Source organism: Methylorubrum sp. B1-46 (genome assembly GCF_021117295.1).
In the GTDB taxonomy this organism is placed as follows: Bacteria; Pseudomonadota; Alphaproteobacteria; order Rhizobiales; family Beijerinckiaceae; genus Methylobacterium.
In genome coordinates this window covers 3,928,815-3,951,819 of record NZ_CP088247.1, presented here as the reverse complement: position 1 = coordinate 3,951,819, position 23,005 = coordinate 3,928,815, and the positions used below count along the sequence as shown (strand labels likewise).

General features: G+C 63.5%; 15 protein-coding genes and 15 pseudogenes. 19 read left to right on the top strand and 11 right to left on the bottom strand.

The genetic code is table 11. The features are described from left to right. Complete coding sequence (locus LPC10_RS18400; protein WP_370644733.1) at positions 1 to 1,023, top strand: glycosyltransferase family 2 protein; 1,023 nt, start codon at positions 1 to 3, stop codon at positions 1,021 to 1,023. On the opposite strand, the pseudogene LPC10_RS18395 reads toward LPC10_RS18400, so the two are convergent. Beyond that, positions 995 to 1,117: pseudogene (locus LPC10_RS18395) on the bottom strand (IS3 family transposase); the annotation flags it as partial. The gene LPC10_RS18400 and the pseudogene LPC10_RS18395 sit on opposite strands and share 29 nt — an antisense overlap. Positions 1,118 to 1,137: 20 nt before the next feature. On the opposite strand from LPC10_RS18395, the gene LPC10_RS18390 reads away from it, so the two are divergent. The 5 genes and pseudogenes from LPC10_RS18390 to LPC10_RS18370 form a co-directional block, all read left to right on the top strand. Beyond that, entirely contained in the window at positions 1,138 to 1,575 is a 438-nt protein-coding gene (locus LPC10_RS18390) for a transposase (protein ID WP_231347087.1), read from the top strand. 116 nt (positions 1,576 to 1,691) lie between these two features. Then, the gene (locus LPC10_RS18385; RefSeq protein WP_231343845.1) at positions 1,692 to 2,186 is read left to right on the top strand and encodes a helix-turn-helix domain-containing protein; all 495 of its coding nucleotides are present in this window, start codon (positions 1,692 to 1,694) and stop codon (positions 2,184 to 2,186) included. Positions 2,187 to 2,295: 109 nt separating this feature from the next. Beyond that, a pseudogene (locus tag LPC10_RS18380) lies at positions 2,296 to 2,593 on the top strand (IS701 family transposase); the annotation flags it as partial. Positions 2,594 to 2,644: 51 nt separating this feature from the next. After that, positions 2,645 to 3,925: an IS66 family transposase gene (locus LPC10_RS18375; RefSeq protein WP_231343844.1), complete on the top strand. Its 1,281-nt coding sequence runs from the start codon at positions 2,645 to 2,647 to the stop codon at positions 3,923 to 3,925. Positions 3,926 to 3,956: 31 nt separating this feature from the next. After that, positions 3,957 to 4,469: pseudogene (locus LPC10_RS18370) on the top strand (IS701 family transposase); the annotation flags it as partial. Between the two features lie 103 nt (positions 4,470 to 4,572). Here the strand turns inward: LPC10_RS18370 and LPC10_RS18365 are convergent. Beyond that, positions 4,573 to 5,463, bottom strand: a complete 891-nt coding sequence (locus tag LPC10_RS18365) for a glycosyltransferase family 2 protein (protein ID WP_231343843.1) — start codon at positions 5,461 to 5,463, stop codon at positions 4,573 to 4,575. A 217-nt stretch (positions 5,464 to 5,680) separates the two neighbouring features. On the opposite strand from LPC10_RS18365, the pseudogene LPC10_RS18360 reads away from it, so the two are divergent. The 6 genes and pseudogenes from LPC10_RS18360 to LPC10_RS18335 all read left to right on the top strand — a co-directional run. Beyond that, positions 5,681 to 5,815 (top strand): annotated as a pseudogene (locus LPC10_RS18360) (IS5/IS1182 family transposase); the annotation flags it as partial. After that, a pseudogene (locus LPC10_RS18355) lies at positions 5,792 to 6,166 on the top strand (integrase core domain-containing protein); the annotation flags it as partial. The pseudogenes LPC10_RS18360 and LPC10_RS18355, both read left to right, overlap by 24 nt. Continuing rightward, positions 6,118 to 6,297 (top strand): annotated as a pseudogene (locus LPC10_RS18350) (IS481 family transposase); the annotation flags it as partial. The pseudogenes LPC10_RS18355 and LPC10_RS18350, both read left to right, overlap by 49 nt. A gap of 419 nt (positions 6,298 to 6,716) precedes the next feature. Then, on the top strand, positions 6,717 to 8,288 hold the full coding sequence (locus tag LPC10_RS18345; RefSeq protein WP_231343842.1) for a glycosyltransferase family 2 protein: 1,572 nt from the start codon (positions 6,717 to 6,719) through the stop codon (positions 8,286 to 8,288). Between the two features lie 180 nt (positions 8,289 to 8,468). Further along, complete coding sequence (locus tag LPC10_RS18340; RefSeq protein ID WP_231343841.1) at positions 8,469 to 9,632, top strand: hypothetical protein; 1,164 nt, start codon at positions 8,469 to 8,471, stop codon at positions 9,630 to 9,632. Between the two features lie 180 nt (positions 9,633 to 9,812). Continuing rightward, positions 9,813 to 10,261: pseudogene (locus LPC10_RS18335) on the top strand (IS5 family transposase); the annotation flags it as partial. On the opposite strand, the pseudogene LPC10_RS18330 reads toward LPC10_RS18335, so the two are convergent. Together LPC10_RS18330 and LPC10_RS18325 are read right to left on the bottom strand one after the other, a co-directional pair. After that, a pseudogene (locus LPC10_RS18330) lies at positions 10,259 to 10,597 on the bottom strand (transposase); the annotation flags it as partial. The pseudogenes LPC10_RS18335 and LPC10_RS18330 overlap by 3 nt on opposite strands. Positions 10,598 to 10,675: 78 nt before the next feature. Then, positions 10,676 to 10,918 (bottom strand): annotated as a pseudogene (locus tag LPC10_RS18325) (integrase core domain-containing protein); the annotation flags it as partial. A gap of 247 nt (positions 10,919 to 11,165) precedes the next feature. Between LPC10_RS18325 and LPC10_RS18320 the strand changes: the two are divergent. The 3 genes from LPC10_RS18320 (at position 11,166) to istB (ending at position 14,730) form a co-directional block, all read left to right on the top strand. Beyond that, complete coding sequence (locus LPC10_RS18320) at positions 11,166 to 12,392, top strand: IS110-like element ISMch4 family transposase (RefSeq protein ID WP_231343840.1); 1,227 nt, start codon at positions 11,166 to 11,168, stop codon at positions 12,390 to 12,392. A gap of 209 nt (positions 12,393 to 12,601) precedes the next feature. After that, on the top strand, positions 12,602 to 13,867 hold the full coding sequence (gene istA / locus LPC10_RS18315) for an IS21-like element ISMex13 family transposase (RefSeq protein WP_003602196.1): 1,266 nt from the start codon (positions 12,602 to 12,604) through the stop codon (positions 13,865 to 13,867). Beyond that, entirely contained in the window at positions 13,864 to 14,730 is an 867-nt protein-coding gene (gene istB, locus LPC10_RS18310; protein WP_003602200.1) for an IS21-like element ISMex13 family helper ATPase IstB, read from the top strand. Before istA ends, istB begins: the two co-directional genes overlap by 4 nt. Before the next feature lie 121 nt (positions 14,731 to 14,851). Here istB and LPC10_RS18305 read toward each other — a convergent pair. After that, a pseudogene (locus LPC10_RS18305) lies at positions 14,852 to 15,397 on the bottom strand (DDE-type integrase/transposase/recombinase); the annotation flags it as partial. 119 nt (positions 15,398 to 15,516) lie between these two features. Here LPC10_RS18305 and LPC10_RS18300 point away from each other — a divergent pair. Next, positions 15,517 to 16,725 carry an IS256-like element ISMex14 family transposase gene (locus LPC10_RS18300; RefSeq protein WP_003596089.1) on the top strand — a complete coding sequence of 403 codons (1,209 nt, stop codon included), beginning with the start codon at positions 15,517 to 15,519 and terminating at the stop codon, positions 16,723 to 16,725. 55 nt (positions 16,726 to 16,780) lie between these two features. Here the strand turns inward: LPC10_RS18300 and LPC10_RS18295 are convergent. From LPC10_RS18295 to LPC10_RS18280, 5 genes and pseudogenes are all read right to left on the bottom strand, one after another. Beyond that, positions 16,781 to 17,020: pseudogene (locus LPC10_RS18295) on the bottom strand (helix-turn-helix domain-containing protein); the annotation flags it as partial. 67 nt (positions 17,021 to 17,087) lie between these two features. Further along, a pseudogene (locus tag LPC10_RS18290) lies at positions 17,088 to 17,578 on the bottom strand (helix-turn-helix domain-containing protein); the annotation flags it as partial. A gap of 166 nt (positions 17,579 to 17,744) precedes the next feature. Next, positions 17,745 to 18,845, bottom strand: a complete 1,101-nt coding sequence (locus LPC10_RS18285) for a DUF563 domain-containing protein (RefSeq protein WP_231343839.1) — start codon at positions 18,843 to 18,845, stop codon at positions 17,745 to 17,747. Positions 18,846 to 19,184: 339 nt separating this feature from the next. Further along, positions 19,185 to 19,310 (bottom strand): hypothetical protein, encoded by a 126-nt coding sequence (locus tag LPC10_RS25555; RefSeq protein ID WP_255700724.1) that lies wholly within the window; start codon positions 19,308 to 19,310, stop codon positions 19,185 to 19,187. A gap of 338 nt (positions 19,311 to 19,648) precedes the next feature. Next, positions 19,649 to 19,747 (bottom strand): annotated as a pseudogene (locus LPC10_RS18280) (transposase); the annotation flags it as partial. Here LPC10_RS18280 and LPC10_RS18275 point away from each other — a divergent pair. Beyond that, positions 19,746 to 19,967 (top strand): hypothetical protein, encoded by a 222-nt coding sequence (locus LPC10_RS18275; protein ID WP_231343838.1) that lies wholly within the window; start codon positions 19,746 to 19,748, stop codon positions 19,965 to 19,967. The pseudogene LPC10_RS18280 and the gene LPC10_RS18275 overlap by 2 nt on opposite strands. A gap of 247 nt (positions 19,968 to 20,214) precedes the next feature. Beyond that, positions 20,215 to 21,286 (top strand): annotated as a pseudogene (locus LPC10_RS18270) (transposase). Positions 21,287 to 21,432: 146 nt separating this feature from the next. Here the strand turns inward: LPC10_RS18270 and LPC10_RS18260 are convergent. After that, positions 21,433 to 21,576, bottom strand: a pseudogene (locus LPC10_RS18260) (IS110 family transposase); the annotation flags it as partial. 314 nt (positions 21,577 to 21,890) lie between these two features. Here LPC10_RS18260 and LPC10_RS18255 point away from each other — a divergent pair. Continuing rightward, positions 21,891 to 22,990 (top strand): IS3 family transposase gene (locus tag LPC10_RS18255; RefSeq protein WP_231343837.1). Its coding sequence is split into 2 segments (ribosomal slippage): positions 21,891 to 22,143 and positions 22,143 to 22,990, totalling 1,101 coding nucleotides; the frame shifts between segments, so codons are not numbered across the junction. Positions 22,991 to 23,005 lie beyond the last annotated feature (15 nt).

Below are 23,005 nucleotides of genomic sequence, written 5' to 3'. Positions count from 1 at the left end.
ATGCTTCCCTCAACCTCAACGAAGGATCACCAGCGTTCGATGATGCCGCTTGTGACCGTCGCTCTTCCAGCCTATCGCCACGAGGCGTTCATCGAAGAAACTATGCTTTCGGTCTACCATCAGACCTACGACCGCATTGAGCTCGTGATTGTGGATGATCGATCTCCAGACGAAACTTTGGGCGTGGTTCAGTGGCTTGCATCGCGACCCTGGTTCCGTGCGCGTTTCGAGAGAGTTCATGTTGTCCAGAACGAAGCTAATGTGGGGGCTCATGCATCACTCAATCGAGCGATGGCTTTGGCTGAGGGGGAATATATCTCGCTCCTAAATTCAGACGATCTTTATGCTCCCTCCCGCATTAGCAGGCTTGTCGAAGTATGCCGTTCGAGTAATGTCGAATGTGCTTTTACTAATGTCGAGCCCGTAAATGACGCCGGGCATTCGATTTTTAGTGACTCACTTGCACAATCGATCGCTCTTAACCCTAGACGTGTGATAGAAAATCTTCCAAGTCTCAGTTTCGGATTTCTGCGCTATCAGCTCTCATCATCTACGGGAAATATTTTTCTGTCCCGAGAACTGCAACAAAAGATTGGCGGCTTCATTAATCTCAGATACTGCCATGACTGGGATTATATGTTGCGTCTGATTTCGAAGGTGGAACCTGTCTATATCGACGAGCCTCTCTATCGCTACCGCTTCCATGACGGAAATTCATTTCGTTCGCTATCGGACGTAGCTGAGGCTGAGAGCGAAGTCGTCCTGAGCCGTTACTATTTGCAGGTTCTGCTCGGTGAGGTGAAGAACCGTAAAGCACCATCCCCCTATAATTGGCCTGGTGCTTTTGAGGCAATTGCCGGCCATTTTGAGGTCTTCGATTTGTGGCGTCAGATCAGTGGTGATTATAAAGCTCATTTCCGGACAGTAGATCTGAGACACAAAAGGAACAGTTCCGTTGGGTTGTACCGTTCCCGATTTGCTGCGCTTGAGTTTAGCGCTGGGACGGACGGCCGAAGTGGGTAGCCCGACAGGCCCGATGCTCGCTGATGTCGTAAGCCACCTGCAGGTGACCCGCGACCTCACGGAGAGCGGCGGGCCTCACCCTTTTCGCTTGAAGACGTCCTACTCTGTCTGCGCGTGTGCCTGCGCCGCCTGCGCTGCGGCAATCCTGCCTGCCCCCGCCGCACCTTCAGCGAGAGCCTGCCGGACGTGGCCGTCCCGCATGCCCGGCGCTCGCAGCGGCTCCAGCAGGTGCAGCGCCATCTCGGTCTCGCGCTCGGCGGAGCGCCGGCAGCGCGGCTGGCCCACCGGCTCGCGCTGCCGGCCAGCGCGTCCACCTTCCTGCGCGTGGTCCGGGCCGGGCCGATACCGGTCGCGCCGTCGCCACGCGTGATCGCCATCGACGAGTGGGCGTGGCGGCGCGGGCGACGCTACGGCACGATCATCGTCGATCTGGAGCGCCGGGCCATTGTGGATCTCCTGCCCGATCGCGATACCGACGCCACGGCCGAATGGCTGCAGCACCATCCCGGCGTGGCGATCGTCGCCCGCGACCGGGCCGAGGTCTACGGCTAGGGCGTCCAGCAAGGTGCACCCGAGGCGGTGCATGTCCTCGACCGATGGCATCTCCTGCGCAACCTGGGTGAGGCCCTGCAGGGGTAGTCAACGGTCACCACGCCGAGATCCGGTCGGTGGCTCGGACGCTTGGGGACGAACGCGCCGCGCCGTTGCGGAGCCTATCGAACAGCACGCGTCCGGCCACGGCAGCCGAACAGCGCAAGCTGGAAAGGCACGCTTCCCGTCACGCGCGCTATGCCGAGCTTCTGCGCCTGCACGCGGCCGGCGCCTCGGTGACGGGCCTCGCGCGCCATCTCGGCCTCGATCGCAAGACCGTGCGGCGCTGGCTGCGCCGGGATGAACCACCGAGTTGGACAAAGCCGCCACGCCCGAGCGTCCTTGATCCCTACCCCGCTTATCTCGACCGGCGCTGGGCCGAGGGCTGCCGCAACGGGGCCGCGCTGGCGCGTGAACTCGACGGGCTCGGCGCTCGAATCAAGCCACGCCTGGTCCGGACGTGGGCGATGCGACGCCGTCGGACCGGAGCCGATACACTCGACAGCGGGATCGCCGATGCGCCACCTCCCTGGAAGCCGCCGACGCCGAGGCGGCTCGCCCGGCTTCTGTAGAGCGATGTCGGCACGATCGGAGGCGAGGATGGTGTGTTCATCGAACGATTGCGGCATCACCGCCACACAAAGTGACGGAGAACCCAAGGTTCAACGCTGTTTGACAATCAAGCCAGCGCTCGGACTTGGCATGCTGGAGCGGGCGCGCGCGGCCGAGCTGCCGTTTGCCTGGATCGCGGGCGACAGCGTCTACGGGGGCGACCGCGCCATCCGCCGCTGGGCGGAAGATCACCGGATCGGTTACGTCCTGACCGTCACGTCGGGGCAGCGGCTGGCCATGCGCCCCGTGACAGAATGGTTTGCCGATTAGGTTCGACGCACGGCCAGGGGACGCCCCGCCTCTCTGGCAGCGCCTGAGCGCGGATGACCGTGCCAAGGGACCGCGTTTGTACGACTGGGCCTGTGTCGTAAATACCCACGCCCTTGCGCGGGACGGATTTCGCTGATTCTGTCATGAGATGGGCCGCAGCGACCTTGAACGGCTGAGCCGCGAAGAGCTGATCGAGCTGGTGCTGCGTCTGCAGCGGCCAGAGAAGGCGTCGCGCACCTCGTCCAAGCCGCCCGCGACCGATCGCAAGGAGCAGCGGGAGCACTCCAAGCCCGGCGGCGCCAAGCCCGGTCACGAGGGTCACAGCCGCGTCGTGAGCGACGATCCCGATGCGGTCGTCGAGCATCGTCCCGAGGCGTGTGCGTGCTGCGGCGCCAGCCTGTACGCCGCTCTTCCGGCAGAGATCGTCAGCGTCGCCGAGCAGATCGAGCTGCCCGCGGTGGCGCCGGTCGTGACGCAGCATCGCCGGCTCGCGGTCCGGTGCCCGCGCTGTGGGGAGCGGGTGGTCGCACCGGTGCCGGAGGCGGCGCGCGGCACCCCGTTTGGTCCGCGGCTGCATGCGGTGGCGACGTACCTCAAGACCTTTCAGGCGCTCTCGTACAAGCGGCTGCAGGCGGCGCTCTCCGACCTGTTTGGCCTCACCCTCAGCCAGGGCGGGCTGATGAACCTGCTCCGGCGTGCCCAAGGCTGCTTCCATCCTGGTCGCGACGCGGCCATCGCGACCCTGCGCAAGGCTGAGGTCGTCGCCTGCGACGAGACCGGCGTGCGCATCGAGGGCTCGAACGCTTACCACTGGCTGTTCCACTCAGCCGCGGCCGTGGTGCACACGGCTTCGCCGACGCGTGGCGCTGTCGTGGTGCGCGAGATGATGGACGGGCACCGGCCCGCGGTGTGGATCTCGGATCGCTACACGGCCCAACAGGGCCACGCGGATGAGCACCAGACCTGCCTGGCTCTTCTGGCGCGCGACGTCGCCTACGCTGTCGAGGCCAGCGACGATCCCGTGCCCTGGCGCCTGCAACTCTGGTTGCGGAGCGTCTTCGCCCTAGCCGAGCGCGTCACAGACTTGGCCGCCTCGACGCTCTCGGCCAAGCGCCGCAGCCTGGATCGGCAACTCGGCGCCATCCTGGCCACGCCGAGCCGCTGTGACCTGACCCGCGACCTGCAGGCCAAGATCAGCCGCGCGCGCGATCAGCTCTTGGTGTTCCTCGCCTATCCCGGGAAGGTCGAGCCGACCAACAACGGCTCCGAGCGGCTCCTGCGTCCGGCCGGCGTGCAGCGGAAGGTGACCAACGGCTACCGCGCCATGTGGGCGGCCGAGGGCGAGGCCGCCATCCGCACCGTCGTCGACACCGCTCGAATCACAGGCAGCAGCCCCTTCAGCACCGTCCTCAAAACCATCGGTGCCTGAACCCTGCCATCACAGGCCTGGGTAATTACCCTGTGTCCCTTATCGCGGGGCCGCGCAAGGCTTCCAGTGCGCGCTTCTGGTCCGTCGTTCACTGACCGATCCGGACGAGCCGACCTTCTACCTAACCCACGCACCAATGGGCACGCCGCTCTGCGACCTCGTACGGATCGCCGGCCGGCGCTGGACGATCGAGAGCAACTTCGAGCAGGCCAAGGGCGAGGTCGGGCTCGACCAGTACGAGGTCCGCTCGTATCCCGGTTGGCACCGGCACTTCACCCTGGCGATGCTCGCCCACGCCTACCTCGCCGCCCTGCGCCGGGCGGCTATCGGGGGGCGTGGTCACGATAAACCTCGCCGCGGATCTGCTGCCCCTGACCGTGCCCGAGATCCGACGCCTGCTGGCCGCTCTGGTCGGCCTGCCTCCGCCCGACACCGCCGCGATCCTGCGCTGGTCCGTCTGGCGACGACGCCATCAGCAGCGAGCAAGACGCGCCCATTGGCGACGGAGGACCCGAATAGCCAAACGATCCATCAAAAAGCGTAAGTCGCGCAAAACCCGGCTGTAGTACTAGCGCGTCCCTCTACGCTGTCTCGGACGTACTGTGATAGAAGAGAACAAGACACGAGGTTGTCACACGCATGTTCGATTAAATCGACGACGCATTACCCTTATCAATGTCAGTCGCACACATTAATTCAATCTGCCGATAACACTCAATCATTTTATCGAAGAAAACATAAGCAGAGTTATTCTCGACTTCATTCCGATCTGCATCAGAAAACATTTCCATTGATCGCGTGGCCATTGGGTGATCAAGAGGAAGCTCAGCCAAGCCCTTATTTCTTTTTTTTGAAAACTCTGCAAAGCTCTTGCAAAAATAATGATTTATTTGCAGGTGCTCATAAACTGGAGTGGTTGTAAGTTGGTTACGTGCGGGGCTCATATTAGAGCCGTCGGAAAGAACGATGGGACCATTCTTCATGTAGTGATTATGAACGAACGCAATTTCTACCAAATCGGGGCGACATATTGCTTTGACATGGTTGTTGCTATGATATCCGACAGCTGAACTTCTGCGAAAGCGTTCGATGCAAAATCGGCCATCGTCCTCATCATACCCAGAGGAGCCAAATACCCGCCAATTGCAGAGGACCGATGCTGCATTTGAGAATTTATTTCGCAACACTTCATCCACACGATCAGAAGTGAGTGGAATTACAAATTCGTCCGCATCGATGATGGCAACCCACGATGTCTCCCGATGGTACTCTGAAATCATGTGTCGATACGCATTGACTTGAGGATTGTCTGGGAAGGCTGAGCGGGGCCAATGCGTATAAGTGCACCAGCCGTGTTTTTGCAGATTGATCAAAATGGAGCGTGTATCATCCGAACTATCGTTGTCATAAATATAGAAATGATCAAAGCCAACCGCCTTATGGAAGGCGATCCATTCGAGCAGATATCGGCCCTCGTTCTTGGCAATTAAGCAAGCCGAAAGGAAAAATTTTTTGCCCTCATCCGAGATATTCGGCATCAAACCATCCTTAGATACTGCATAATTACAAGGGTGTACGGACAAACATTGACCGCGATGCAATGTTTTTTATTCATTGTTTGAAACGGCACTGGCGGGAAGCTGGTCGTCACGTGAGTACTGCATCGAATTTGGAATAGCGAGGCCGTTTGAGGCCAATCATAGCTCGACGGGGTGCCATTGCAATGTGCGCCCGTGCGCAGATGCTGGTGCCGAGTGCCAGTGGAACGCGCTTTCCGCCACCGGGATCTGCTCCTCGTCCTCGGCCCATCGTCGGTTCCAGGAGTGGACGCAGGCTGGGGTGTTCGAGGCGTTCTGGCGGGAGGGCCTGCGCTACACGGAGCGATTGGAGGAGGCGGGCGTCGAGCCCTCGGTCGGCAGCGTCGGCGACTCTTACGACAACGCCCTGGCCGAGACGGTCAACGGCCTGTTCAAGGCCGAGGTGATCCATCGCCGTGGACCGTGGCGGTCCTTCGAGGCGGTTGAGTTCGCCACCCTCGAATGGGTCGATTGGTTCAACACCCGCCGGCTTCTCGAACCGATCGGCAACGTGCCTCCCGCTGAGGCCGAAGCGTGCTACTCACTCAGGCTGCGGGGCAAGCCTTGGCCGCCGCCTGACACAAACCAAATGGCCTCCGGGAGACCCGGCGCGGTTCACATGTCCTCGCCTTCGTCACGGCTTACAACTTCGCCAAGCACCTGAAGTCGCTGCGCTGGAAGACCCCGTTCCAAACTATCTGTCAGGCCTGGACCAACGACCCAGACCGGTTCAGGATCGACCCGCACCACCTCATCCCGGGACCATATCTAGTCAGACTGAGCCAGACAGGTTAGGCAATGGCGATCACGGATGCGAGCGGCCTCGTTGCCGCTGGAAAACCGATGTCCAACACCACTGCGCAAACCGGATCTCGCATGCCGATGCCAGACAACATGGTGGAGGCGAGCGCGGCGATTATGGTCTCAGCTAAGTCGTTCGAGCTCGTTCTCGATCAAGAGGCCGTGCAGGGGCACGAGGGCTCTGGACTGGCTCAATGGGCTTGGCGCGAAGGTCACGTTAGAGGGCGAGGATGCCGTCTTCAGCAACATGCCGAGCGAGACCGCAGCTACTGCGCAGGATTACGGCAAGCGACTTATCGAGAATATACTTGCGGGCGTCCAACGCTACATCGTGCGCAGGGACACGAGCCAGCAGGATTGAGCCGGGCATCGGGCAACACGATCACTGCCAATAGATTGGGCTGGAGGAAGACGTGCTGAATTGGGGCAGTGATCGTGCGCAGATTGCGGATCGCGTCGCGTTGGTGTTCACGAACTACAAGGTTCTCCTGAAGACGCTCGATGATCCCGAAATGCTACAAATGTGGCTGGAACATCACCTCCCTTTGGTCGGGGCCGAGAGGATCATCATCGCAGACAACGGCTCGACCGATGAGCGGGTGCTGGAAATCTACCGCAGCCTGCCGAGTACGGTCACGGTCTTCCGATACCAGGGCAACGTGAACAACGGCTTCCACAACGTCGTTCATGATCGCGGGCTGTTCCGAGACCTCTACGCCGCCCTGGCCCAGTCCTGCAATCACAGCATCTTCATCGACACAGACGAGTTCATTTACCCGGTCGACATCGCGACCAGGCAGTGGAGCGGAGAGTTGCTTGACGAGATGCTGGAAGATGCTCAAGGCAGGGCCATCCCCACCGTGTGGGTCTATGGCGCACCGGGCTGGCGCGACATAACCTATGTCGGCGACTGCATGCAGCGTTTCATTGACGGCTATGCCTGGAGCAAGCCGTTCGTCCCGACCGGATACCAGGAGCCGGGCTTCCGCATCCACAACGTCCAATTCCCGAAAAGCCTCTACGCTGTCAAGCCTGGCAACTTCATCGCCCTGCTGCACCTTAACAAGTACTCGCGCCTGCAGCGGCTGAGCGCTAACAAGCGCAAGCTCATCGCCCGGGGGGTCGTTACCGCGGACACGTCATTCGAAGAGATTGCTCGGCTTGATGTCTCGAAAAGCCGCGACCCGGCCGTCGTGCGGCTGGTCAAGGAGGTGGAAACCCTCCAGAGCGAGACCACGGAAGATTTCGACGATCAGAAGCTCCCGTCCGATTGCCTACGCTTCTACAAAGACGGGAAACTCTCTTTTTCCGATGAGAGGGCCAGCGGCTCATTCGTCGACGTCGGCAAGACAGCGGGGGCTCTGGTCGATGAAGCGTTTGCGCAAAACAGCGAGTATTCAGGCGTGGGAACACCAGAGAGAATGCAGCCGCATATGTCCGAGCAGGAGCGGGAGATGCTCGCGCGGCATCTACGCGCTAAGACCTTCCTCATGGAGTTCGGCTGCGGCGGCAGCACGGTCCTCGCGGCGGAGTGCGGCATCCCGCGGATCGCCAGCGTGGAGAGCGACAAAGCCTTCCTAGAGGAGGTCCGGAACCAGCCTGCGCTGGCTGAGGTACGTCTCACACTCGTTCACGCCGACATCGGCCCTACCGGGCAATGGGGCGCACCGATCGGCCATGAACATGCCTTTAAGTGGCCGAGCTACTACCTCAACGTGTGGAAATCAATTGAGGATCGGCCGGACGTAGTGTTCGTGGACGGGCGCTTTCGAGTCGCCTGCTTTTTAAACGCCCTAGTCAATTGTGAGGGTGGCACAACGCTGATAATTCACGACTATTGGAATAGGCCAAATTATCACGCGGTCGGCAAATACTGCGATTGCATCGACCGCATTGGGACTATGGGGGTTTTTAAGGCCAAGCCAGACCTTGATTGGCGCGCTCTGGCCGGTGACCTCATCGCCTTCGGGCTGGATTATCGGTGAGATGACCAGGCTGGGAACGAAAAACCCGCCGCGGCGGGAGCCGGGCGGGTTGCAAGGGAACTCCGAAATGTCATGCTCCCTGTGGTAGCGAAGGCGTGACCAGTGTTTGCCGAACCTCGATTGACGATGGCGCCCTGAGTCTCGAATCTAAAGCGCGTCATCCACCGCAAGGATGGACGAGTGAACCTAACCCGGACCGCCGCCGCCCTCCTTATGCTCGCGAGCAGCACGTGCGGCTGCTATGCGGCAGATCACGTTCAGATCGGCGTCATCCGCTGGGATGCCTGGTTCCCAGACAGCCCCTGGGCCACCCACATTCACGACAAGCGATGGGTAGGACGCGTACCGTTCTATGGGGCGCACGTCGTCGACGGCACCAAGAAAATCGATGCTTCCGCGGTCGATACGACCGAGGCTGAATTAGCCTACGCCGCAGCGGCCGGTGTCGATTATTTCGCGTTCGGGCTCTATGCGAAAGACAGCAACGACGGCAGGCCCAATAACATCATGGCCCAGTTTTCGCGACCGCTCGATAACTTCGTTGCGCTCAAGAACAAGCACGGCATGCGCTTCAGCTTAGTAATGGCCGGCGCCAAATCCTACACTGAGAATGAGAGCATTCGGCGGCAGTTCGCCACTTACGTGAGGCAGGGCTCTTTCGCGCGGACGAGCGATGGGCGACCGGTTGTGTTCCTGCTGATGCTCGAATCGTCGAACGCCATCCGCGACCCGGCGGGCGAGCGGAATATAATTGCGACGCGGGATGCCGTAACCCAAGACGCCGCCCGATTGGTGGGTAAGCAGCCGTTCCTGGTCGCCCTTGCATTCGATGCGAACGATGGCGCTCACTTGGTCAAAGATCTGAAGTTCGACTCCTTCGGCTCCTACGGGAACCCGCTCGGCAACGTGGAGGCGACCAGCGACGGCTATAGGCCGTTCACGCACTGCGTGAACTCCACCAAGTATTATTGGTCCGTCGCCAACAAAACCGGAGTGCCTTACATTCCGCCGGTCAGTCTGGGTTGGGACTACCGCCCCGTGATCGACGACAAGGGGCGCAACAAGCATCCTGAATGGTGCGCGCAGCCGCAGGGTAACGATGTCGCCCCCCTGATCACCGCGGCGCTTGGCAACGCTCGCGTGCCGACCTTTAGATCGATCCTGATCTACGCCTGGAATGAGTTCCTCGAGGGTGGCTTTCTGGCGCCAACGCTTTGCGGGGGTGCTTCGAAGCTGGCAGGTCTCGCGGCAGCGACCGGCCGAGAACGGAACCTGGCGACCGAGCTCGCAGCCCGCCCGATCCCGCCGCCCCCGTCTAGTTGCACGGCCTCGGCTCAGCCCTGATCCGGGCACATCATGTCGACCTCCCTTTATTGCTGACCATGCGCGGCGACCGCGCCACTTGCTCCGGCGTCTCTCGGGTGAATGTCGTCAGAAGATCGCTAGGTCGCGGTGACGAATCAAGGAAGTCAGTCTGAGGCAAGCGAGACTTGAGAAGGATCTTGGCCGCTGATGGAGATGGCCATGTCGGTTGAGGTTGATGGGCTACGCGACCACCAGTGGGAGCGGGTGCAGGGCTTGGTTCCGGGCGGGATGAAGGGGAAGCGCGGCCCGCGGACGGACAATCGTCGGTTCCTTAATGCCCTGTTGTGGATGGCCCGCTCGGGTGGGCGCTGGAACGACCTGCCGGAGCGCCTGGGCGACTACCGAACCGTGAAGCGGCGCTACTACGATTGGGTCGCACGCGGCGTGCTGGATCAGATGCTGGCGGACTTGGCCCGCGAAGCCGATCTGGATTGGCTCATGATCGATTCGACCATCGTGCGCGCGCATCAGCACGCAGCCGGCGCGCGCAAGGTCAAAGGGGGGCGAATGCCCAAGGCCTGGGTCGGTTTCGCGGCGGCCTGAGCACCAAGATCCACGCGGCGGGCGATGCGCTGGGCAACTCGGTGCGCCTTCTGGCCAGCCCCGGCCACCCCGACCGAGCGATCGCCCTTCTTCGGCAACGCGGTGTCATCGACGACCAGGACCGCATCCAGGCCGCAGACGAGGCGATCGGCCTCGCCGAGCAGCGCCCGCTGCAGCGGCGCCTCATCCCAGATCCCGGCCGCGATAAAGTGGTGGAGCCGGTTGTAAGGGACGCCATCGGCCCGGGCTGCCATCGGCTGGACGCTCTTGCGATCACCGAGGCCGATCAACCCGGCCACATAGAGCGGGCACATCGCCCGGCGTGCTGGATGGGACAGGCCCGCCACGAACGGCTGCAGCCACCGATCCAGATCCTTACGCCATCCGCCAGCACCTGACATCGCGCGCACCCACGCTTATAGCCGTGGAATGCGAATCCGCGAAAACCTCCCGCGTTCCTTCAGTCTGCCAAAGTAGTGCTAGATGTTTGGTCCCGGCATTTGGTGGAGCGGGTTTGCCCTGAAGCGGCTGGGCTCGGCGGACCATGCCTTGCAGATAGCCTCATAGGGCGTGAGACCGCGCAGGGTCTTGAGACGGCGGGCAAAATTGTAGGCGCTGACGAAGTCGGCCAGATGAGCGCGGAGCTGAGCGTGGCTGTCGTAGTGGTAGCGCTTGACCGTCGCGTCTTTGATTGTGCGGTTCATCCGCTCGACCTGACCGTTATCCGGCATGATGGCCCTCGGTGCCGTCGCGTTCCGCTGATCTTCGGATCGGCGCTATGGTGAGCCCATCCGGGACACGGGGCATCGGGAGCACGTGAGTGCGGGCAGGCCGACCCTTAGACGATGGGCTGCGAGCCCGAGCCGTTATCTGGCCGCCCCTGCGGCTCGCCCGGATGCGCTGCGAGCGCGGATCCGTAGTTGCCGTGTTGCCCGCCAGCTCCCGTAATCGAGACGAGGAGACAGGCTCATGCGGGTTGTGGGATTGGACATCCACCGCGTTTTCGCCGAGGCGGTGATGCTCGAGAACGGCGCGGTCCGGCGTCTTGGTCGGATCGGCATGACGCGCGATCACCTGACCGCGTTTGCCAAGACGCTGACGCACGACGACCATGTCGTGGTCGAGGCGACCGGCAACGCCAGCGCGGTCGCGGAGGTGATCCGGCCGCATGTCGGCCGGGTGGTGATCGCCAACCCGCGCCAAGTGCGGCTGATCGCCGAGGCGCGGATCAAGACCGACGTCATCGACGCGACCGTGCTGGCGCGGCTCTATGCCAGTGGCTTTCTGCCGGAGGTCTGGATCCCGGACGAGGCAACGCTTGCGCTCCGGCGCCAGGTCACACGCCGCACCCAGATCGTCCGGCAGCGGACGCGGCTAAAGACGATGGTGCAGTCGATCCTGCATGCGCATCTCGTGCCGCCCTGTCCCCACGCCGATCTGTTCGGGCCGCGGGGACGGACTTGGCTGCTGGCACAGCCGCTGCCCGGCGACGAGAGCGATGCCGTCGCCCGGCACCTGCGTGAGTACGACCGGCTGAGCGAGGACTTGAAGGTCGTCGAGCGTGAACTGGCGCGCGAGGCCCGCACCGACGCGAACGTCACGCGGCTGATGACGATCCCGGGCATCGACCTGGTGGTCGCAGTCGGGCTGATCGCCGCCATCGGACCCGTGGCGCGGTTCGCCGGCCCGGATCGGCTCGTGGCCTATCTCGGGCTGAACCCAAGTGTGCATCAGTCCGGATCTGGCAAGCCACGGCATGGACGCATCACCAAGCAGGGGCGCAGCCACGCCCGCACGCTGTTGGTCGAGGCGGCCTGGCAGGCCGTGCGGGGGCCCGGTCCACTGCGCGCCTTCTTCCAGCGCGTGTCGGCGCGGCGTGGGCCTCACGTCGCGGCCGTGGCGGTCGCACGCAAGCTGGCGGTGATCATCTGGCACCTGCTCACGCGGGGCGAGGACTACGCTTGGGTGCGTCCGGCGCTCCACGCCAAGAAGCTGCGGGAACTGGAGCTGCGCTCGGGCGAGCCGGCACGGCGTGGTCAGCGCGGAACGGCCTACGCCTACAACCTGACCCGCGTCCGACAGGAGGAGCGACGGCGTGTCGAGCAGGCGGAGGTCGCCTACCGACACCTGACCGAGGGCTGGAGCCGGCGTGGGCGACGCGTACCCACGGGCGCCGCAAAGGAGGAGCGACTCTGAAGACGGCGCGGCCGGGCTTGCACCTCGAACCCGGCTCTTCGTCACGCGGTCGCCCGTGTCAGCGGGCGTTGAATACTCCCTGATTGTGGGCATCGAAAATTCCCTGGTCGGTGCCCTGGCCCGTAGGGTCGCGACGCCCCGCGCCCTCTCGGGCTTTTCCATCCTCAGCCACCATGCCTGCCGATACCGATCGGCTGGGAGCGACGAGGATGGTTCTGCTGGGAGAACTCGTCATGATCTTGGACCTGCACCGACAGGGCCTGTCCGTCTCCGCCATCGCCCGCCGGACCGGCCGCGATCCGAAGACGATCCGCAAGTACATCGAGCGCGGCCTCGAGCCGCCGGCCTACGGCCCGCGTCAGCCCGGCCGCCCGAGCAAGCTCGCGCCCTATCTCGATTATCTGCGCGAGCGGATCACCGCCTTCCCCGACCTGAGTGCCGTGCGCCTGACCCGCGAGTTGCGCGAGCGCGGCTACACCGGTGCCTACACCGCGGTGAAGCGGTTCGCCGCCGCGATCCGGCCGCCCGAGGCCAAGCCCTACGAGGTCCGCTTCGAGACCCCGGCCGGCCAGCAGGCGCAGGTCGACTTCGCCCGCTTCCTCGTCACCTTCACGGATGCGCCGGACACGACCTGCATCGTCTGGCTGTTCTCGCTGGTGCTCGGCCATTCCCGGCACATCGAGGCGCGCTTCGTCCTGCATCAGGACCTGCAAACGCTGCTGCGCTGTCACATGCAGGCCTTCACCGCGATCGGCGGCGTGCCGATCGAGATCCTCTACGATCGCATGAAGACGGCGGTCACCGGCGAGGATGCGGACGGCCACATCGTCTACAACCGATCCCTGCTGGCACTCGCCCAGCACTACGGATTCCTGCCGCGCGCCTGCCGCCCGTACCGGGCCAAGACCAAGGGGAAGGTCGAGCGACCGTTCTCCTACATCCGCCAGGACTTCTTCCTCGCACGTTCCTTCCGCGACCTCGACGACCTCAACCGCCAGCTTCGGAGCTGGCTCGATACCGTCGCCAACGTCCGCTTGCACGGCACCACGCAGCGGATCGTCTCGGAAGCCTTCGCCGCCGAGCGGCCCGAGTTGCAGCCCTTGCCGGCTCTGCCCTTCGACGCTCTGCTCACGCTGGAGCGGCGCGTCAGCCACGATGGCCTCGTCTCGATCGGTGGCAACTATTACAGCGTACCGGATCGGACCCGGCGCGTCGTCGAGGTGCATCAGTTGCCCGACACGATCCGCATCCTCGATGGTGGCCGGCTCGTCGCGAGCCATCCGATCCTGGAGGGACGACGGCAGTACCGCATCGACCCCGACCATCGGCAAGGCACGGCCGCTCGGGCCATGCGCCGCGGCCATCCCGACGGTCTGCCGATCGGCCGCCATGGCGATCACGTCGCCCGGCGCTCGCTGGCTGTCTACCAGGCAGTCGGCGAACGGCTCGCCGGCGGGATCGGAGGCCAGCGATGAGCCGCGCCGCCCCCTGTGTCGCCACGACCCTCGACAGCATCAAGCGCAGCTTGGTCGGCCTGCGCATGCCGCGCGCCCTGGAGGTGCTCGACGCGACGGTCCGGCGCATCGAGCAGGGCGAGATCGACGGCTTGGCCGCCCTCGACGTGATCCTGACCGAGGAACTGACGCTGCGCGAGAACCGCCGCGTGAAGACCGCCCTGCTGGTCGCGCGCCTGACCACGATCAAGACGCTGTCCGGGTTCGACTTTGCCTTCCAGCCCTCGCTCGACCGCGAGCGCGTCCTGGCGCTGGCGGAACTGACCTTCATCGACCGGGCCGAGGTCGTCCATCTGCTCGGACCACCCGGCACCGGCAAGAGCCATCTGGCGATCGCGCTCGCCGTCGAGGCGGTCAAGGCCGGGCGCAGCGTCGTGTTCTCGACGCTGGCCGACCTCGTGACCTCGCTGGCCAAGGCCGAGCGCGACGGCTCCCTGCGCGAGCGCATCCGCTATCTCTGCCGGGCCTCGCTGCTGGTCGTGGACGAGATCGGCTACCTCCCCGTCGTCCCCGGTGGCGGCAACCTGTTCTTCCAACTCGTCAACGCGCGCTACGAGCGCGGGGCGATGATCCTGACTTCGAACCGCGGCTTCGCCGAGTGGGGCGAAGTGTTCGGTGATCCGGTCGTGGCGACAGCCCTGCTCGACCGACTCCTCCACCATGCCGTGGTGATCCAGATCGAGGGGGCGAGCTACCGCCTGCGCCAGCACGCCGACCTCGTCCCCGAGCACGTCCGCTCCAAGGCCCTGATCGTTCCGCCGCCCGCACCCAGGCGTCGCGGTCGTCCACCCGGAAAGGCTGCCTCCGATCACACGGCCGGCTGATCACCGATCCGCACCGAACCCGCCGGCCAGGGAATTTTGAAAGCCCACAATTGCGGAGACTTCGGTGCCCGTTGACACGCCCGTGGGCGACAACAAAATAGCACGGATCGCAACAAGGGGACTGTTCAACCTCATCCGTCGTCCACGGACAGCGCGGCTTGGTCAGGCGATGCTCGATCCTGGTCTGCTCGCAGGCCCAGTCGAACGCATGCCAGCGGTAGATGCGTGGCTCGTCGCGCTCGGCCCAGAAGGCGGCGGCTGCGGCTTCGGCCTCCTCGTTCACCGGCTTGGCGTCGGTGAACTGGATACCGTTGTCGGTCAGCACCGTGTGGATTGTGTAGGGCACGGCGGCGACCAAATCGCGAAGAAAGTCCGCTGCGATCCGCTGAGTGGCTTTGTCGTGCAGTTGAACGAAGGCGAACTTGCTCGTGCGGTCTATGGCCACGAACAGGTGCAACTTGCCCTGTTCCGTGCTGACCTGTGCGATGTCGATGTGGAAGTATCCGATCGGATAGGCCTTGAAGCGCGAACGCTTGGGTTTGTCGCCGTCCACGTCGGGCAGCCGGCTGATGCCGTGGCGCTGAAGGCAGCGGTGCAGCGACGAGCGGGTCAGGTGCGGAAGGGTGGGCTGGAGCGCGTAGAGGCAATCGTCCAACGGCAGAAGGGTAGGTAGCGTCCGCGGACGAGGTGTAAATTCGAGGACCGCTTTGGCGGGGATTGGGGTGGCCATCGGGCCATGCGGCTAAGGTGGAGTTTGCGGACTTCAACCCGAACCGGGAGCACCCGATGACCGACGACAGAGTGGCACTGATCGAGGCTTTTCAGAAGGCTGACGACGGCAACTTCCTGCGCAGCCTGGCCGAGACGGTCCTGCAGATCCTGATGGAGGCCGATGTGGACGGTCTGATCGGCGCGGGTCGTTACGAGCGGTCTGGCGAGCGCAGCACCTACCGCAACGGGTATCGCGAACGCAGCCTCGACACGCGGCTGGGCTCGCTCAACCTCAAGATCCCCAAGCTGCGCACCGGCAGCTACTTCCCCGGCTTCCTGGAGCCAAGGAAGACCGTCGAGAAGGCGCTGGTGGCGGTGATCCAGGAGGCGTGGATCGCAGGCGTGTCGACTCGGCGCGTGGACGACCTGGTGCAGGCCATGGGGCTGTCGGGCATCTCGAAGTCCTCCGTGTCGAAGCTGTGCAAGGACATCGATGAGCGGGTGAACGCCTTCCTCAAGCGCCCGCTGTCCGGCGCATGGCCCTATCTCTGGCTCGACGCCACCTACCTCAAGGTGCGTGAGGGCGGGCGCATCGTCTCCGTAGCCGCCATAGTCGCCGTGGCGGTGGACACCGAAGGTCGACGCGAGATCATCGGGCTGCACATCGGCCCGTCCGAGGCCGAGGTGTTCTGGACCGATTTCCTGCGCGACCTGGTCAAGCGCGGGCTGTCAGGTGTGCAACTTGTCATCTCGGACGCGCACGAGGGGCTTAAAGCCGCCATATGCCGCGTCCTGAAGGCGACCTGGCAAAGGTGCCGGGTTCATTGGACCCGCAACGCGCTCGCTTATGTGCCGCGCGCTCAGCAGACCATGGTCGCCGCCGGCTTGCGCCACGCCTTCCAGCAGCCCGACCAGGAGGCAGCCCGAGCCGCGCTCCACCATCTGGCTGAGCAGCTTCACAACCGTTGGCCGAAGCTCAAAGGCTTCATCGATGCCACGAGCGAGGACGTGCTCGCCTACCTGACGTTCCCGCTGCAGCACCGAACGAAGTTGCACTCCACAAACCCGCTGGAGCGTCTCAACAAGGAGATCAAGCGACGCGCCGACGTGGTGGGCATCTTCCCCAACACCGACTCGATCCAGCGTCTGATCGGAGCCGTGCTGTTGGAGGCCAACGACGAATGGCAGCTCCAGCACCGCTACATGCAGATCGAGGGCATGGCTGGCTTCACCCCGAGCCTGCTCGACGACACCCTCACAGCAATTCCACCTCAGGCCGCCTGACCGATGGCCGCTCCAACTCCACCCCGAATTTCCACCTCATTGACGGACACGACCGAAGGGTATGCCGCCGGAAGGCCACGACGATGGCCTCCTCCTCCGGGCTCAGGACGGTGGACCGCGCTTCCTTCGGTCCCATGCGGGCGTCCACTGACGTCTCTCGACCACGCCACTTCTGAACGGTGGTCGGGCTGACGCCGTAGCGCTTGGCCGCCGCTCTCACGCTCTCTTGACGAGCTTGGATTGCCCGACGGATCGCCTCAATCGTCGTGGCGCTGCCGTGGAGAACCTGTCCCATAGCGCGTCCCTCCATGCGGCCTCAGGCGTACCACCACACAAAGGGACTGAACATCAGCCAGTCAGGTCACCACGTCGCGCACCTTGTCGACGAAGTTGGGATCGCGTGACAGCTTGAAGGTCTCGGCGCGGTGGGGGTGGAGCCCGAAGGCACGCCAGATGCGCGAGACCATGGTCTGGCTCATGCCGACCTGCCGAGCCATAGCGCGCGTCGACCAATGCGCTGCCCGGCGGGCTGCGTCTCCAGCGTGCGCACGATCAGCGCCTCAACGACCTCGTCGCCGCTGCCGTGGTCCTCCCCACTGCGAGGCGCGTCCACCAGCCCTTCCAGGCGATGCGCCAGGAAGCGCTGCGGCCACGTGATTACGCTCTGCCGGCTGATCCTGAGTCGTACGGCTACTGCCTGGCTCGTCGCCTTAGGTTCAGCATCTGCCGTTAGCACGATGCGCGTCCGCATCACGGCGGCCTGACCCGCGCCGCACCGCCGGACCAAGCGCTGCAACTCTGAACGCTCTTCATTCGTCAACACGACGGCGGCCGTCTTCGGTCCGCGAGACATCGGCGCTCCCCTTCAGAGACGACGAAGCCTACACTCCGATCAAAGATTTGGGAAGCTTCCAACTCAGACTAATAGGAGGGAAGCTTGCGAGTTGGCGCATCGTCATTTGCCAGACAGATTGTTCGCTCATCTATCTCGTGTGCCGAGCGCCGACAGCGCCTGGCCGTTATCCTCCCAAAGCTGCATCAATAGCTTTGAACATTTCGGAGATCTCAGGCTCCGCGCAGGCGTATGCCTTTACTCCGGCCTGGTCTTCCTCTTCGTACGGAATAACAAAAGTATTGCGCTGTCCAGCCATTTCACAAAGGCGCTGTTGGTAAGTGTTGAAGTATCCGGTTGCGCCTACAATTGCACCCGAGGCAGCAAAAATGGAATTGTGTAATCCAGAACCATATTCCCCGACAATCGCACGGGCGCTCTGAAAAAGCTCGATCTGCCCGATGATGCTATGCTCTTCTGGATAAACGATTTCAAATCCGTGGAGTCGTGCGCAGCTTTCAAAGAAATCACGTTGTGGGAATGATTTTACAGCACCATTCGTCCTGCCCTCAATTCGGGCACGCGAAAGGCAGAGTTTCCGGTTCCCAAGAGTTGGTGCCTGATACGGCTTGAAAAAACACTGCGTCAACGAGTGAAAGTTGTGCTCCATTGAAACTGGTGAGGTCGGCACGCAGATCTGTTCAGCGGTAATAATCTCGGTATCGTAGTCATAGAATTCGACGCGCGGCGCAGCGCCAAGAAACACGCTGCACATCTCCAAGGCAAAGGCAGGCGTATTTGACGGCAAGAGCAGGGCCCAATCCGAGAAAGCCGGACCGAGAGCACTTTGGGCAACTGCGATCCGGGGCAGAATATCCGCGAGCCAGTGCCCATAAATGAGGTGGCCGGGCGTTATCACAACAATGACAGGGACGCTGACAACTCTTCGCTGCCGCGTAGGTATGCTGTTGCGCTGATTTGAATGCCACCGTACGGCCACACCGGACATCTCCGATGGCTCGACTAAGATATCATCGCCAAGTAAAACGTGGCCTGGGCCGTATACCATCAAGCGTTGGAAGAAGAGACATCCTGGCGCCGGAACGGGAAGTAGACGCTGATTGCAGGTCTCCACCCACTGTTGAAGGCGCATCGAGGGGTAGGTCAGAGTTGGAAGGGGAGTGCGTGGCAGTTCCTCGTCGCCCGTTCGGACAAACCCGTATCCTCGTCCGAGGGCAGCTTCGATCGGTACATCCAGCATCAATTCGCGTAGATCGATTGCAGGCATGTAGGCGCCGCCCCTTTCCTCGTCGTCCCAACCTATCTGCCCCTTCGTCGCACGTCTCAACGCTGGGGTCAAAACCGAACCAAGCTGTTTAGTTGGTTTTACAATACTACTTCGATAATGCGTTTGGAGGCAAGGAAGCGCGCCATGGCGAACCTGTTCTGTTTCGCCGACGAGCGATGGGCGGTACGTAGGTGATTTCCGCCACCCACAGCCGGTCGGGTGCATTGGTCACGAAGTTGCGGTCGACGAGGTTGGGTGCGGGCCGTGCCTCCTGATCCCGGCGCGTCGTGACGAGGCCGCCGCATTGATGGCTGGCCTCGACGAAGCCAGCCGCGCGCATCAGCCGAGCGATGCGCTTGCGCGAATGCCGCTCGCGCAGATCGGCGTGGAGCGCGGCGTGCCATAGGTCTGGCGTGAGCCGAGATGGACGGTGCGGATCCGCTTCAGCGGCACGGTGTCCACCATCGCCCCTGCCGAGGGCTTCCGGCTGGCCCAGGCGTCGAACCGGCCTTCGACACGCCGAGGACGCGGGTCATCACGGCGATCGGGAAATCGGCCTGGTTGGCTCTCATGAACCGGAAGGCCCCGACGGCAGGACCCTGGTCTTCCGCGCGAACCAAGCTGTCGCGCGAGAGAGGATGTCGCGCTCCAGCTTCAACTACCGGTTCTCGCACCACAACCGGACGAGTTCGGCGCGCTCGGTGGCCGTCAGGCGGGGATTGCCGTCGGCGGCTTGGCCGCGCGGCGCCCCCCTCGACGCGGTCAGCCTCCGCGAGCCAGTTCTGGATGGTCTGGTCGGGCAGGCAGTCGCACCAGCGGCAGCCGGTCTTCAGGGCGTGAATGATGCCGGAGATGATCTGCCGGTCATCGTTGCACTCGGGGCCGGGCTGGTCGACCGGCATGAACGGCTCTATTACCGACCGCGGCCGGCTTCCTCTATTATCTCGCCCGGTGGTCCTCGACGCCTTCCGCCGGCTGATCGTCGGCTGGGCGATGACCAATCACCTGCGCTCGGAACTGGTGCTCGACGCTCTGGAGTTGGCCATCACGCAATGCAGACCGTGCGACATGATCCACCTCTCTGATAGTCAGAAGATCGGCGCCAGTTTCCGGGCGGTCTGATCCGCACAGCGCTGGACTATCGATTAAGCTGGTGCCGCAAAGTGTCCCGGTGCGGCCTGACCCGCACTCTGGTCGACCGATCGTGTCGTTCCCCGGACCTGTCGGCCGTCCGGGAACGCCCTGCGGTGAGGTTTGACCTCGCCGATGCCTGTGACCCGAGAAGGGCCTGACCGCCTGGTCTCGTGACTGTCCTATCCGCGCATCCTGTCGTGGTGAAGCCGTCAGGCTCGATCGCCAGGAGAATGGGATGAGTGCGCCGGAAGCTCAGGAGCGACAAGTCGTTGGGGTGTTGACACTCACAAGGATCTGCACGTTGCCGCGGTCGTCGATGACCGGGATTGGGTTCTGGCGTGCGCCAGCTTTGCCGCGACCCGCATGGGCTATCGGCAGATGCTGGCCGGATGCGTTCGTTCGGCACGTCACGCCGGTGTCGAGTCGACCGGCAGCTATGGCGCCGGCCTGCTCCGCTTCCTGCAGCAGGCTGGGATCGAGGTTCTGGAGGTGACGACCCCCGACGCCTAGGATCGTCGGCGGCGAGGCAAGAACGACGACTTCGATGCTCAGAGCGCGGCGCACGCGGCCTTCGCCGGCACCCGTACCGTCACGCCACGCATCCGCGACGGCATGGGCGAGGCGTCGCGTGTTCTGAACGCGTCCCGGAAGACGGCGGCCGCGGCCCGGCGCGTCGCCCTGCAGATGATCTACAACACCATCGTGTGCGCGCCCGACGGCCTGCGCGAGACGCTGCGCCGGATGACCCGGAAGCAACTCGTCCGATCCCTGGCGGCGTGGCGGCCCGATCTCAGCGCCTACCGCGACGTCGAGGCTCCCTACCGGATCGGCCTGAAGTCCCTGGCGCGGCGCTACCTGGAACTGCACGACGAGATCGCCGATTTCGAGGTGATGATCGGCACCATCGTTGACGAGCATGCGCCGGAACTCGTGGCCCGCAACTTCATCGGCCGCAATGGCGCCGCTCAGCTTCTCCTGACGGCCGCCGACAATCCCGAGCGCCTGCGCTCGGAGGAGGGCTTCGCGGCGTTGTGTGGGGTGAGCCCTGTGCCGGCCTCCTCGGCGAGACGGTGCGCCATCGCCTCAATCGGGGTGGCGATCGAGCAGCCAACTCTGCGCTGCACATCATCGCCATCGGGCGCCCGCAAACCGACGCAAGGACCGAGGCGTGCACGGCCCGCCGCATTGCAGAGGGCCACTTCAAGCTGGAAGCGATCTGCTGCCTGAAGCGCCACATCGGCCGCGAGTTGTTCACGCTCATCACTCGCAGGCAGAAGGCAATCCGTCAGACCCGCATCGCGGCTTGACACACAGAAGGGCGTCCAGGCCTCGCGATGCACGTCGCTGGCCTTCGGCAACCGATGCCAGGAGGCAGGCGTGCGCCCGTCGATGGGCTCGGTCGGCGACGCCTACGACAACGCCATGGCCGAGAGCTTCTTCTCGACCCTCGAATGATCCCCGGGATGGTAGTAAGCCGGCGAGCTTTCTTGTCGGTCCGGGCCTGCTCGGCGAACCCTGCATCAAAGGTAGCGATGCGCTGATCGAGACACTGCTAGCGCTCTCGCACGTCGGCCACGAGACTGTGCATCCGTGGCGTGATGTCCAACTCGGTATCGGGCGAGAGGGCTCAAACTCGCGAGCGAGGTTGGTCGGATCGATGCCGGCACGGACCAGATTGACCATCTGCCGACGGAACTCGGCCGGATATGCAGGACGGGTCTTGGGCTTCGGACAAACACCTCACGCGAAAGCGTTGTCGATGTCCACCAAACCGGTTCTTGCTCACTTTGCGTGGACAGCGTTGGATTGACCTGGGCCGATTGACGTCCCCCTGACGTCCCCCCATCGCTTTGGTCCGGCGTGAGTGCGAGTTTTCCGGTTGTGTGAGCCCCTGATGGGAGGAGCAGAGCCGTGAAGAAGAGCAGGTTCACCGAGGAGCAGATCGCCTTCGCGCTGAAGCAGGCCGAGACGGGGACACCGGTCGCGGAGGTGCTGCGCCGGATGGGCATCTCGGAACAGACGTTTTACCGCTGGAAGAAGCTCTACGGCGGCTTGGGCACAGGCGAGCTGCGGCGGCTGAAGCAGCTTGAGGACGAGAACCGCAAGCTTAAGCAGCTCGTTGCCGATCTGAGCCTCGACAAGCACATCCTGCAGGACGTGCTCGCAAAAAAGCTCTGACGCCTGCTCGGCGACGCGAGCTCGTGCACCAGGTTCAGGAGGCGCACGGGGTGAGCGAGCGGCGCGGCTGCGCCGCGCTCGGCGTCGGCCGGTCGAGCATCCGCTACCGCTCGACCAAGCCCGATCAGGCACCGCTGCGGATGCGCATCTGTGATCTGGCCAAGAGCCGGGTGCGCTACGGCTACTTCCGAATCTACATCCTGCTGCGCCGGGAGGGTTGGCGGGTGAATCACAAGAGGGTCCACCGTCTCTACCGGGATGAGGGGCTGAGCCTGCGGCTCAAGCGACCGCGCCGGCACGTCAGCGCGGCACACCGTGAGCGTCAGCCTGCTGCGCTCCAGCCGAACGAACGCTGGTCGATGGACTTCGTCTCCGACGCGCTGTTCGACGGCCGCCGGCTGCGGGCCCTGACGGTCGTCGATGCGTTCACGCGCGAGGCTCTGGCGATCGAGGTCGACCAGGGCATCAAAGGCGAACAGGTCGTGGCTGTCGTCGGCCGCTTGGCGCTGCTGCGCGGAGCACCGTACGCGATTCAGGTCGATAACGGGCCTGAGTTCGTCTCGAAAGCCCTCGACCGCTGGGCCTACGAGAACGGTGTCACGTTGGACTTCTCGCGCCCTGGCAAGCCGACCGACAACGCACTGGTCGAGTCGTTCAACGGCCGCCTGCGCGACGAGTGCCTGAACGCGAACTGGTTCTTGTCGTTGGCCGACGCGAGGAGCAAGATCGAGGCGTGGCGGCGGCACTACAACGAGAGCCGTCCTCACACCGCCCTGGGGTGGCGAACGCCCCAGGAATTTGCCCTGGCGGCGGCCCTGCAGCCCGCCGAATGAGACCCGGAGGCTCAC